Source organism: Stagnihabitans sp., from assembly GCF_964946895.1.
Genome location: NZ_CBBQHX010000037.1, coordinates 30190 through 43042, shown reverse-complemented (window position 1 = coordinate 43042; position 12853 = coordinate 30190). Strand labels below are relative to the sequence as shown.

10 protein-coding genes are annotated in these 12853 nt (G+C 63.1%); 4 read left to right on the top strand and 6 right to left on the bottom strand.

The genetic code is table 11. The annotated features are described in order from the left end of the window. On the top strand, nt 1–255 hold a 255-nt coding region (locus tag AC1Y2B_RS19030), incomplete at its 5' end, for an integrase core domain-containing protein (RefSeq protein WP_482254700.1). Between the two features lie 286 nt (nt 256–541). Here the strand turns inward: AC1Y2B_RS19030 and AC1Y2B_RS19025 are convergent. The 4 genes from AC1Y2B_RS19025 to AC1Y2B_RS19010 form a co-directional block, all read right to left on the bottom strand. Then, nucleotides 542–1357 (bottom strand): ATP-binding cassette domain-containing protein, encoded by an 816-nt coding sequence (locus tag AC1Y2B_RS19025; protein WP_482254699.1) that lies wholly within the window; start codon nt 1355–1357, stop codon nt 542–544. Then, nucleotides 1354–2370, bottom strand: a complete 1017-nt coding sequence (locus AC1Y2B_RS19020) for an ABC transporter permease (RefSeq protein ID WP_482254698.1) — start codon at nt 2368–2370, stop codon at nt 1354–1356. Before AC1Y2B_RS19020 ends, AC1Y2B_RS19025 begins: the two co-directional genes overlap by 4 nt. Before the next feature lie 61 nt (nt 2371–2431). Next, nucleotides 2432–3412, bottom strand: coding sequence for a substrate-binding domain-containing protein (locus AC1Y2B_RS19015; RefSeq protein WP_482254697.1), 981 nt, complete (start codon nt 3410–3412; stop codon nt 2432–2434). A 107-nt stretch (nt 3413–3519) separates the two neighbouring features. Then, a complete protein-coding gene (locus AC1Y2B_RS19010) occupies nt 3520–4518 on the bottom strand; it encodes a sterol desaturase family protein (protein WP_482254696.1) in 999 nt (332 codons plus the stop codon). A gap of 264 nt (nt 4519–4782) precedes the next feature. On the opposite strand from AC1Y2B_RS19010, the gene AC1Y2B_RS19005 reads away from it, so the two are divergent. The 3 genes from AC1Y2B_RS19005 (at nt 4783) to AC1Y2B_RS18995 (ending at nt 7559) form a co-directional block, all read left to right on the top strand. Continuing rightward, nucleotides 4783–5832, top strand: coding sequence for a LacI family DNA-binding transcriptional regulator (locus tag AC1Y2B_RS19005; protein ID WP_482254695.1), 1050 nt, complete (start codon nt 4783–4785; stop codon nt 5830–5832). A 75-nt stretch (nt 5833–5907) separates the two neighbouring features. Beyond that, complete coding sequence (locus AC1Y2B_RS19000) at nt 5908–6882, top strand: aldo/keto reductase (RefSeq protein WP_482254694.1); 975 nt, start codon at nt 5908–5910, stop codon at nt 6880–6882. After that, on the top strand, nt 6879–7559 hold the full coding sequence (locus AC1Y2B_RS18995) for a creatininase family protein (RefSeq protein ID WP_482254693.1): 681 nt from the start codon (nt 6879–6881) through the stop codon (nt 7557–7559). The genes AC1Y2B_RS19000 and AC1Y2B_RS18995 overlap by 4 nt, the downstream gene beginning before the upstream one ends. Before the next feature lie 1262 nt (nt 7560–8821). On the opposite strand, the gene AC1Y2B_RS18990 is transcribed toward AC1Y2B_RS18995, so the two are convergent. Further along, the gene (locus tag AC1Y2B_RS18990; RefSeq protein WP_482254692.1) at nt 8822–11206 is read right to left on the bottom strand and encodes a YbcC family protein; all 2385 of its coding nucleotides are present in this window, start codon (nt 11204–11206) and stop codon (nt 8822–8824) included. A gap of 24 nt (nt 11207–11230) precedes the next feature. Beyond that, nucleotides 11231–12793, bottom strand: coding sequence for a proton-conducting transporter transmembrane domain-containing protein (locus tag AC1Y2B_RS18985; protein WP_482254691.1), 1563 nt, complete (start codon nt 12791–12793; stop codon nt 11231–11233). Nucleotides 12794–12853: the final 60 nt, after the last annotated feature.

Below are 12853 nucleotides of genomic sequence, written 5' to 3'. Positions count from 1 at the left end.
CATCCTTGGACGAACGGCCAGGTCGAACGCATGAACCGGACGATCAAAGAGGCGACCGTCAAACGCTTCCACTACGATGACCACGAACAGCTGAGAAATCACCTTGCCAATTTCATCAGCGCCTACAACTTCGGGCGAAGACTGAAGACACTCAAAGGCCTCACGCCCTATGAGTTCATCTGCAAACAATGGACAATCGAGCCCGAAAAGTTCACCCTAAACCCGATCCATCAAATGCCGGGACTGAACAACTAAGACCTCCCCGTTACCGAAATCCTGACCCTAACCTCTTCCATGGACGCTTCATCCTTTGTAGAGCCCGATCACGCCCTACCTTGGCACAAGATGCCGTCAGAGGGGGCGTCCACCCTATCGCTTACCTTTGATCGAACACTCCTCGACATCTTCTTGACAGTCACCTCGAACGAACAGACCCGGGCCGGCAGTTTCCCGGCCCGGGTTTCTCGTTGTGTCCGCGTGGTGGAGAGGCACGACGGACACGTCATGGCGGTCGGGGAGTAAGCGGCCGCCGGGGATAGGATCAGGAAATCTGAGGCGCGTGGCCGTCATGCGTTGCCATGTAACCCTCTACCGAGGCTTCCAGCGAGGCCATGGTTTCGCCGCCCGCCATTAGGTCAGTTATCTCTTCTCGAGTCTTCTCGCCCTTCTTGAAATCGGCGGCGACTGCGCCGCGAATCAGGACGGCGAAGTGGTCGCCGACGGCCATTGCGTGCATAACCTGATGGGTGATGAACACCACGGCAAGACCACGGCGCTTGGCCTCGTTGACGATGCGCAGGACGTGCGCGGCCTGCTTGACGCCAAGCGCCGCAGTCGGCTCGTCGAGGATCAGCACACGGGCACCAAAATGCACCGCCCGGGCGATGGCCAGCGACTGTCGTTCGCCGCCGGAAAGACCACCCACAAGGCGGTCGCCATCTGTGATGCGGGTGATTCCGAACCCTTGCACGGCTTTGACCGCGACATCGTTTGCAAATTTGCGATCAAAGACCTTGAAGGGCCCCCAGCCTTTCGTCGGCTCGACTCCGACAAAGAAACTGCGGCCGATGCTCATCAGGGGAAAGGTGCCGCCGAACTGGTGCACTGTGGCGATGCCGCGATCGGCGGCCTCGCGGGGGGTGGCAAGACGGATCGGCGCACCATCCATCAGGATCTGACCTGAGGTGGGCTGATGCACGCCGGACAGGAGCCGGATCAGCGTCGACTTTCCGGCTCCATTGTCGCCGAGCAGGCACAGCACTTCCCCGGCGCGGATCTCCAGGTTGATGTCGTGCAGCACGTCGATGGGGCCGAAGCTTTTGTTCACACCCTTTAGCGAGACGATGGAGGCGGTCATACCTTGGCCCCTTTCTTCGGCGCATAGGACAGCGCCATCTTGCGGAAGGTGTTGTTCATCAGAACCGCCAACAGCAGCAGGACGCCGATGATCAGGCTGGCCCAGTTGGCATCAAAACCGGTGTAGTAGATGCCCTGGCTGACCACGGCGAAGGTCAGCGTGCCCAGCACGATGCCGAAGATGGACCCGTATCCGCCGGTCAGCAGCACCCCGCCGACGACGACAGAGATGATGGCGTTGAAGATATAGCTTTGTCCGGCAGAGACTTGGGCAGAGTTGTAGAGGATCGCTTGGCTTAACCCGACAAAGGCCGCGCTCATCCCCGAACACATGAACAGAATGATCGTCACACGCTCGGTCGGGATACCGGCATTGCGGGCGGATACCTTGTCGCCGCCCATAGCCAAGATCCAGTTGCCGTATTTGGAATAGTGCAGCACGAAGGCCCAGAAGGCGGCAGCGGCGATCCACCAGAAGATGGTGACCTGATAGATGGCCCCGATGAAGTGACCCAACAGGAACTTCGCCTCCGGTCCTGCTTGCAGCTTGACGCTGGTGGTGCCGGTGATGATCACCGCAAGGCCCAGGAGCAGACCGGCTACGGCGAATAGGGTGCCAAGCGTCACGATGAACGAAGGCACAGCGGTCTTGACCACCAGAAGTCCATTGACCAGCCCCACAACGGCACCTAAGGCCAAGGCCGCTACGACCCCCAGCGTGATGGGCAGGCCGAAATGGCCGGAAACGATGGCGCAGGTCATCGACCCGGCGGGGACCATCGACCCGATGGAGATATCCAGCTCTCCCGCGATCATCAGCAGGCCAATCGGAATGGCGATGATTCCCAGCGATGCCGCCACATTCAGCCAGCTTGCTGCCCCACTGAACGAGGCGAACTTGGCACCGCCAAAGATCCAGAAGAAGGCGAAGACAAGGGCGAGGCCAAGGAATGATCCGGTCTCGGGCCTGCGCAGCAAGCTGCCAAGCGACATGCGGTTGATTGGATCTGACATGAGGGACTCCGAAGGGAAGTTGGCCCGGAGGATAGCCTCCGGGCCAAGGGGACGCAGCAGCTTAGCGGTAGCCAGCCCCGGCACCGGCCAGCGTGGCGTCGATATTGGCCTTGTCAACAATGCCTGGCCCGGTCAGCACCGGAGCAGAGGCAATGGCCAGACCGTAGTTCACGTAGGCATCCGCCATCGTCACGGCGAGGAAGCCTTGCAGCCAGGGCTGCTGGTCCACCGCGAACAGTTGGGTGCCGGCCTTGATACGGCCCAGACCGGTGCCGTCCATGTCGAACGAAGCCAGTTGCACCTTGCCCGTCAGACTCGCCTGATCAATCCCGGTTGCAGCCGAGTTGGCGTCCGCCGCCGAAATCGTGATGGCGCCGTCAATCGTGGTGTCCTTCAGAAGCGTCGCCTTGATCGCCTCGGCCACGGCCGTCGGGTCACCGAAGGAGGATGCCGGCAGCGGCAGTTGGTTCGACACGCCGCCATTCTTGGCCGCGCCATCGGCCACGCCCTTGCAGCGGTCTTCCAGGTTCTGCGCGCCCGGAACCGTATTGACGCAGATCACGTTCTTGAAGCCGTGGGTCGCATAATAGGCACCAGCGGCGAGACCCGCTGTGTATTCTTCGTTGCCGATGTAGTTGATGGCGCCGAGTTCCTTGGCCTTGTCCGCGCCACCGGCGTTGTACAGGATGACCGGAATCCCAGCGGCTTGTGCGGCCTTGATCGCCTCGTCTTCCGAATCCGGCACCCAATCCGGCACCGCGATGACCGAAGCGCCTTGGCTGATCGCGGTGCGCACCAGATTGGCCGCGTCGCCGCCGATGTTGTCATAGTTCTGCAACATCAGATAGTTGACCGTGCCGCCATGCGCTTTGACGACCAGCGTGCCGTCGTCGATGCCCTTCTTGACCTTGGCAAAGAAAGGGTCATCTGCCTTGCCGCCGACCACGGCGACCGATTTGCCATCTGCCAAGGCCATCGAGGCCCCGAAGGCCAGCGCGGTGGTCGTCAGTGCCAGCCGCATGAGGGTTTTCTTCATCGTCATAGGTCTTTTCCTCCCTGAAACCGTCCTTGGGACGGGGTTTCTACGTTGGTGGTCTGGCCGTTTCTGGCCGTTGCCGGGGCAGGCTCCTCCCGTCCCCGGCAATTCTGTCAGGACTTGTTCATCCGGGCCTTCTTGGCCTCGAACCGCGATTGCATCAGCGCCTCGCCGTCTTTGGTGCCGTCATGAAAGGTGCCGAACCAGCGGTCGAAAGGGACCAGACCGTCGGAGTAGTTCACCTCGAAATACTTGTGGTGCAGATAGTGGGAATAGGCCTGCGTGCTGATGGCACCCTCACCCACCTCGATCTTGTCGAACCCGATGTGGCCCACGACCGCCCCCGTCCCGGTGACCTGCAGGTGATACAGCACCAGCAGGGGATGCGAAGGCACAACAAGATGGATCAGGATGTCGGACCAATAAAGCAGATGCTCCACCGGATGCATGGACAGGCTGGACCAAGGCGAAGGGTTGACTGAGTTGTGGTGAACCGAGTGAACGTATTTATAAAGCGGCCCCTGATGGATCAGCCAGTGGATGCAGAAGAAATGCGCCTCGTGAAAGAGCGGGATCAGCAGGCCGAAGATCACAAGGCCCCACGGATGCGCGTCAAAGGTCGTCCACGGGCCCCAGCCTATGGCCCAAAGGTGCAGCATGACGACCTCGTACGCCGTCCAGATCGGAACGCCGGTGCCAAAGCTGCGGATCATGTTGTCAAGGTTCTGGCTGCCGAACAGGAAGACGTCGGACTTCTTGTCCGCCGGAAAAAGTCCGTTGAATTTGAATCGGTTGCCCTGCGAGCGACGGACGTAGAGGCGCAGTTCCATGAGGCCGTAGAGGACGAAGACGATGGCGGAATTGCGCAGCCACAGGTAGCCGATCCAGTGCCAATCGAAGCTCTGCATCGCCTCCCGGGAAGGGGTAGCAAAGAACCAGATCGCCGCTCCGAAAGCGAAGAACAGGGCGTTCCACGGCAGGAAGTAGTGCGGCAACCATGCCAGCAATTTGGCTGGACGCGGCGGCCAGACGAACAACGGCGCGCTTTCCAGCCGGGCGCTGGGAGAGAAGTCGCCTCGCTTGTTCCTTGTGCCAAATTTCAGATCGTCCATTCAGTCCTCCGCCCTCCTTGCGGCAGGACTGGAACGGGGTCTCGAAAGACCCGTTTGTCCTGCGGCGCAAAGCATTCGTTCTGTTTTGACGCAGTTGCGTCGGTTTCCCTTTTTCCGGTCAACTCGTACGTTTGGCTGACCTTTCGCGACCCGGATGCCGAAGCTCCGATGCGCCTAGTGATACCTTCGCTTGACAAATTGTCGCAGTCTGATGTGATTGGATTCAATCATTAGTGGTCGCGACGAAATCAAGGCATTGAAAGAATGAGCAAAAAAACTTCGAGCCGAGTGACGCTTTCCGATGTTGCGGCCAAGTCTGGGGTCGCTTCGGCAACGGTCGACCGGGTGATCAATGAACGCGGCAACGTCAGTGACGAGGTCCGCAAGCGCGTGCTGGAGGCTGCGCGGGCCTTGGGGCTGAAGCGGATTCTGCCTTCGGCCCATCGCAGCGTGGTCCGGATCAACGTGATTCTGGCCCGACCTGAACTGCCCCTGATCCACCGGATGGGCTTTGAATTCCGCCGTCTGGCGCAGCGGATGGACCATTCCATCGCGATCCACCGTACTGTGCTGGAGGATGAGGAGCCTGCCACCATCGTCGACGCGCTGCGCCGTGGGCCCTACGACGCGGTGATTGTCTATGCGCAGGACCATCCCCAGATCCGCGCGGCCATTGCAGATCTTGCCGACCAAGGGCGGCCGGTGGTCACGATGATCTCGGACCTGCCCGGCTCGGCCCGGTTGGCCTATGCCGGGACGGATCACTACAAGGCGGGTCGCTCGGCCGGATATTTTCTGGGGTTTATGGCAAGGCCGGGCTCGATCGTGGTTCTGTGCAATCATCTGGGCTTTCAATCTCATGCTGAGCGGGTTCACGGCCTGAGGGACCAGTTGGCTGGCTCTCACCTGACCATTGCCGAGGTGGTGGAAGGCGGCGATGATGCCATCCGCTCCGAGGCCCGCCTGAAAGAGGCGTTCCGCCGCCATCCAGAGACGGTCGCCATCTACAATGTCGGCGCCGGGAACCGGGGTGTGGTGGGGGCGATCAAGGCCGACCTTCTGCCGCAGCGCCCGTTGTTCATCGGGCATGAACTGACGGCCTTCACCTATACCAGCCTGCGCGACGGCCTGATGACTCTGACCATCGACCAAAGCCCGGAACTGCAAGCGCAATTCGCGCTTGAGGTTCTGATGCACCATTTCGGCTTTGATGGCGCAAGCCGGGTGGCGCCGCCCTATGCCTCCACCGTGCCCATCGTGCTGTACGGGCCGCAGAACTTGCCGGAAACCATGCCAGAGACTTCGCCCAACTGATGGCTTCCCATCAGTCGTGCGCTTTTCAGCCGCAAGGCCAGGCCCTATTGCGTGCAAAAGACAGGGAGAGGCTTCATGCGGTATCGATCCTTCGGACGGACGGGCTGGCAGGTGTCAGAGATCGGCTTTGGCGGCTGGCAGATTGGCGGGCAATGGGGCCGTGTCGATGATGCAGCCTCGATCCGAACCCTGCTCCACGCTTTCGAGAAGGGCATCAACTTCGTAGACACGGCTGAACTTTACGGGGCCGGTCATTCGGAAACTGTCATCGGGCAGGCAATTCGGCAGTGGCGGGGAGGCAAAGTCTATGTTGCCACCAAAGCCCAGCCGACCGTTTGGCCCAACCCCGACGACGCGGCACCCGAAATGCGCGGCCGTTTTCCGAACTGGTACCTGCGGGCGAATGTGGACGCGTCCTTGCGGCGTTTGGGCGTCGAGCGGCTGGACCTTTTTCAACTACATTCCTGGGGCCCAGCAGGTCACCGGGAGCTCGATTGGCTGGAAACCCTGAGCGACCTGCGCGCCGAGGGCAAGATTGATCAGATCGGCGTGTCTCTGCGGGACAACCAGCCGCAGGAAGGCGTGGCGCTGGCGCGGTTGGGTTTGGTGGCCTCGGAACAGGTGATCTTCAATATGTTCGAACAGCCGCCGCGTGACGCGCTGTTCCCGGCGGCCAAATCGGGCGGCACGGCGATCATCGCGCGGGTGCCGCTCGATTCCGGGTCGCTGATCGGACATTGGACCGAAAGCAGCTACGAAGGGTTCGAGTCGGGCTCGCAACCCCACCAGATGTTCCGTGGCGACCGCTTTGCCGAAACTCTCGCCCGCGTTGCGGCCCTGAAAGCTGACGTCGCGCCCTATTATTCCAGCTTGGCGGAGGCGGCGATGCGCTACGTTCTGGCGCATGACGCGGTGTCTGTCCTGATCCCCGGCATGAAGACGCCGGAAGAGGTGGACATGAACATCCGTTACAGCGACGGCGCGAGCTTCCCGTCCGAGCTTCTGACCAAAATGCCACGCCACGCCTGGGTGAGGAATTTCTACCGATGAGACAAATCGAACGGCTCCGCCCGCATCAGATCGAGGCCGCCTTGGCCGAACGTTCTCTGATCTATCTGCCGCTGGGCACGATCGAATGGCACTGCCACCATTTGCCGGTCGGTCTGGACGCCTTGACCGCACACGGCCTGTGCCTGCTGGCCGCTGAGGAAACCGGCGGTCTGGTCTGGCCGGTGCTATATTATGGCACCGGCGGCGGGCACGGCGCCTTTCCCTGGACCGTGATGATGCCCGAACGGGTGGAGATCGAGGCCATGCTGACCCTGACCCTCAAACGCATCGGGCAGATGGGCGTGCAAGAGGTCATGCTGTTTTCGGGCCATTTCGCCGATGAGCAATTGCAGATGATCGACGAGTTGGCCGCGGGCTGGAACACACAAGGCCAAAGGCCCCGCGTGCAAGCCTTCGCCGTCAACCGAACCAACGCTCCCGGGTTTCCGCCAGATCACGCCGGTCTGTTCGAGACGACACTGCTGGCAGGTCTGACGGAAGACCTGATCGACCTTGCCGCTTTGGGACCTGCGCCTGACAGCGTCGACCGTTTCGACCCCGCCTCGCCACTCTATGGCATCGTCGGCACCGATCCCCGGAACCGTCCCCCGCTTGAAAGTGACGCTCTGGCAAAGCATGTTGTCGAAGCACTCGCTGCCAAGGCAGGGTGTCCATGAAGACGTCTTTTTCTGACGCGGCCCAAGATGCCCTCCGGCCTATTTCATCCGGCTACACTGCCGCGAGGCCTGCAATGGCCTTCTAGCAAACCATCCAACTGAGTCCGCCCGTTTCAGCCGGATGCCCATCTGTCATTCGGCTCTCAATTCTGACCCCTTATCGGCTCTCAATTCTGGGTCTGTCGCATATCTTGTGACCCAAAGCGGCGTTGGGGCTATATTTTGGCAGCTCTTGTCGGGGATTGCCCATGAGCATGCCATTGAACAGCGGAAGATGCCTTCCAGAAGGACTGACGGTGCAGAGGGTTGAGCTCGTCGAGGACAACCTGGACTTCCATGCCCATTCTCCGCGCGGATCAAATCGATGGCCTTCGCGTGTGGGAGAGCAGTCTGACGCCCTAGTTGCCCCGTCTTGAGCAGGAATGGGGTGCAGGGTGCCGCAACTGAGCCGAGTTGTGGCGCCGCCTGCGCTCAGCGGGGTTCCGGGGCAGCGGTCGCGTCGTGGGAGACTACGCCACCCGCCACCGCCGCTCGCAAGCCGCGATGGCTGTTGGAAATGGGAAATGCGCGCCCGCTCGGAAGATCGCTCGCCTCCTGACGACAGCCCGAGATCACCTGTCAAAGTCGGATGCCATCATGGTTGCCCGGGCCGAGAGGGGGCTCCCTTCTCTCGCGGCGGCACGCGGCCTGCTAGACCGGTTTACCGACATGCTGCGCAGTGGGCCCGCAGAGGGACTTTCCGGATGGCTTGACAAGGCCTAAGCCCGTGCCCTCGCCTCCGTTGCGCGCGGATTTCGAGCCGATCAGGCGCCCGTTGCCGCAGCTCTCCGCGAGCCGTGGTCAAATGGACAGACAGACGGCCAGATCAACCGTCTCAAGACCCTTAAGCGGCAGATGTATGGCCGGGCCAACATTGATCTCCTGAAGGCACGCATGATTGCTTCACACAATTTGAGTCAGAGCCAGAATTGAGAGGCGAAACACACCGCAATGTGCGACCGGCAGAAGGAGACATCATCCTTGAGCAGATTGCGAGCGTGGCGGGAACGACGCGCCAGACCCTGATCCGACGCTTTGGCCGCGTGGGTGAACAGACGCGATTGGTCAGCAGACCTGTCACATGCTTCGGTTCCGCACGCAGACTGGGGTGAACCGCGCCTGCGATCGGTCCTGACGGTGATCCCAAGGCCGGCAAGAGGCTGCCGGAGGGCCGCCACCTTGCCATGCAATTTGCCCAAGCGCGAGCCGGGTGGTCTGGAACGTCATGCGGCGTGCCGCGTCATGGTCTGGCGTTGCCATGCCAGCCGCGGCCGATAGCGGGCGACGATACGGCCCTGTTCCAAAGCGAAGAGGTGCAGCCAGCCGTTGTCGAACAGTTCGCAGACGTCGTCGTGCCGGGCCAGCACATCGGTGATGGCGGCTTGCGGCGCCTCGATCATTACTGACAGCCGCAAGGCATCATGTGCCAGCCCGACCCCATCATGCACCGCCTGCCAGGGCAGACCAGCCCGAAGCCGACCACCATTGCCCTCGATCACGCCGATCCCGCCTGTGACATTGTGGATCAGCTTGTTGCCGCCCCCGAAGGCCGCGGGCGCCACAGCAGAGCCGTAGTATTGCAGGCTGATCCAGCTTGCGACCACGACGGGCGCGGTCAGGATCAATTCCAACGTCGCAAAGCCCGCATCGGTCTGCCAGTCATAGCTGTGCAGGAACGCACGCCCGCCCAAGTTGGCCATGGACGTCGCCCCGCGTGGCGCCGCGATAAACGCAGCACAGCCCGCAAGGCCCCATTCTGGCCGGACCTCGGCCCAGTTCGCGGCCCGTGCGGAAATCGTGGCGGCGCAAGCCCCCGGCAGCCGCACCGCGCGTTCCGCCCGCGCCAGACCGCCTGCCGCGGCAAGCCATCGCTGTGCCTGCGCCAGATCCGCCGCATGACCCAAAGCCGGGCTTTCGGGGTAGAGTGTGACGTCGTCCGTTGTCGTGTTGTGGAGCCCCGCCACGAAAAGCGTGTCGGCGGCAAGGTCGATGCTGTGCGCCGGCAGGCCGGCCCGCGTCTCAGGGTCGTTCAACAATCCCGCCAGCAGCCGGGCTGAAACCTCGCCCGTGTATCCTCCGCAGGCGCCGCAGTGATAGGCGCTTTCATGGGGATTATTGGCAACCTGCGCGCCATGGCCCAGCACAAGCACCAGCCTTGCGTGGCCGGAGGTCAGGCTCATCGCCTTTAGAACGGCGGCTGCGGTTGCGGCCTTTTGCTCAGGCGTCAGTGCCAAATCGAACTGCGGTGCGGGCTCGGAGAGGGGGCCCTTGGCCCCGAGCGCAAGAGCATCCTTGGCCAGTTTCCAACCATAGGCCGGCCCCGCCGCCTCGACAAAGGCGAAAGAGGACACCGCCGCCTGCCGGAACCGGCCCCAGGCGCGGGACGTGCGGGCGCTGATGCGGGCCGCCTGTTCGCCCGCGGGTGTCCCGGACCCGTGCGAGGTGAGGCCGGGGGGCAAAAGCACGGGCAGATGCGCCTCGACCACGTCGGAGCCGAAACTGCGGTGCGCGAGGGGCAGGCCGAAGAAGCCCGCAAAACCAAGGGTCGCGATACCCCCATCTACGCTTTCAAGCGCGCGCCGGAACACTTCGGACCGCACATCGATGCAGAAGGCGGCCTGCAGGGCAGGGCGCGCCACGGCTTGGCGCTGCTGCGTTGCTGTCAACATGGACGCCATCCGCCGCTGATACGCGCGTTCGGCGGCCTCTTGCAGAATGCTGTCGATCACCTGATCCGGGCTCGGTGCCACAGACTCGGAATGGGCGGCCAGCGTGCGGACCCAGGCACTCTCCACTGGCGGGGCATGGGCAAAGACCGCCTCTTCCCAAATCAGCCGGATCGCCAGCAGGTCGATCAGGGTGGAATCCGATTGCTCCGCCCGTTCTGCCTGCCACAAAAGCCAGCGCGCATGTTGCGCCCATCCTGCCAGATCGACCAGCAGCCGGTGAAACACCGTCTCGGCGGCGCTTTCGCTGATCCGCAGCGTTTCGCAGGCCCGCAGCAGGGCGCGCTCGGCTGTATCGGGGGCAGAGGCGACATGGGCGCAGAAGCCAGATAGACCGGCCACCTCTGGCGTCAGGTCATGGCTGGCCCAAGCGCGCCACGCGGCGAACGCGCCCTGTCCTGGCGTGGGGGTCCAAAGCGCCTGACCCCGGTCAAAATGCCCCGCAGCCCACAGGCCGAAAGTGCGCTGGATGACCACAGGCCAATCCCGTCCCGTCACCTGTGCGGCAAGGTCGGCCAGCGTCGGCAGGGCTTGAATGCCAGGGCTCGGGGCATGAAGTCGCCCCTTCAGCGTTGCCAGGTCCGCAGGTTTCAGGGGCGAGGCGCTGGCGATGAGAGCGTCCGCGAGGTCCTCATCCGTAATCGTTCCGTCTGTCACCTTGGCGGCGTAGTCTGCGCGCTTCAGGGTTAACCTGACCCCGGCAACGCGGGCAAGCCTTGCCGATGCCATGGCCAGATCCTCGCCAGTCTGGCCAAGGAAGGGGTTGACGGCCACCGTCGCCTCCAGCGGGAAGGCGGGAGGGATGGCGCGTGCGGCAGCCTCGGCTGCGTTCAAGAGGCCCGTGATCCGGGCTGGGGCGATTTGGGCGTGCTTGGTGAACATGTCAGTCTCCTGAAAAGCAAAGGGTCAGAAAGGCCCGGAGGCGCGAAAACCGCCGATCAGCCTGTCAAGCAGCGCGTTGAGATAGAGCCCATTCGCCAGATGCACGCGCAGACCTGCTGTTGCAGGGTGATGCGCCCAAAGTGGGAACAGCGCCTGCGCCACGGCCACCAGCCCAAAGGACAAGATCGCCAGCACGATCAGCCCCCATTCCAGCGCATCGGGCGTCTTTGGGGTCGGCAGGGCCGCACCCCAAAGTGCCTCGGCCACGAGGTGAAAGCTGAAATAGGCCACCGCCGCCCCCAGCGAGGCCAAGGCCGTCCGCTGCGTCAGCGCCTTGGGTGCGGCATCCGCCAGTCCCTGCGCCACCAAATAGGCCACGCCAAAGATCAAGATCGCGCCAAGCGCCAGCCCTTGTGCCGATGTCTGCCCTGCCAGCATTGCGAACCCGACCGCAACCGCGCCGTAAAGCACCAATGCCAGTCCGAAGGCCTTGGCCACCGAGCGCAGGCCCGGGGCCGCAACCGGCCCCGGCCGCCGGATCGCGGCCACCGCCCGCACGGCCGTCCCCGACGAGAGAAACGCGTGGGCCTTGTACAGGGAATGCGCCACGATATGCAGCAGTGCCAGCGGCCAGAGACCCAAGCCGCATTGCAGCAGCATGAACCCCATCTGCGCCACGGTGGACCAGGCCAGCGCCGTCTTGACCGCACTTTGCGTCAGCATCACCGCCGCGCCGAACAGCGACGTAAGGCCCCCCAGCATCACCAGCGCTGCCATGGCGCCGGGGCTGGCCTGCACCACCTCGGCCATGCGAAGGAGCAGGAAGCCGCCGCCGTTGATGATGCCCGCATGCAGCAGGGCGGATACCGGGGTCGGCGCCTCCATGACCTCGGTCAGCCAGCCATGCACTGGAAAGGTTGCGGTCTTGAGGGCAGCGGCCACCACCACAAGCGCCACGGCCACCTTGGCGGTCAGCGGCAGCCCCGACTGTGCCGCAGTCCCAAGCGCGACAAGGTCCATCGTGCCGTAAGCCGCCCAAAACAGCCCTGCCGCCAGAACAAGGGCCAGGTCCCCTGCGCCCCAGACCAGCGAGAATTTCGCCGCCGCCCGCCGCGCCTCGGCTCTTTCGCGGTAGAACAGCAGCAACTGATGCAACCCAAGGCCGACCCCAGCGGACGCCAGCACCAGAACGCCCAGACTGCCCGACTGCACCAGCACAAGAACCGCCGCCAGCGTCGTCAGCAGGAGCCCGTGAAACGCCCCCTCGCGCGCCTCGCCATCCAGATAGGTGCGGGCATAGCGCACCACGATCCAACCGACAAAGCTGACCAGCAACGTCATCGTGGCACTGACAGCGTCAAGCCGGCAGGCCAGCACTGCGGCCCCCGTGCCGACAGACAGCGTCGTAGTCCCTTGGGTCAGAAGTTGGCACAGACCGGCCAGCGCCAGCGCCAGCGCTGCGAGGGCGGCGCCCTCAGCCCAGGCAGGCAAAAGGCCGGGTCGGCTGTTCGGCCGGGTCGCTGCAATCGCGGCCACGGTCAGCAGCAGGATCGGGGCAAGTGCGGGAAGGGATGGAAGCAGTGTCACCTGGCAGGCTCCTGTTCAATCGACATGGACCTGTAAATAGCCCTTGCTGAACATTCAGAA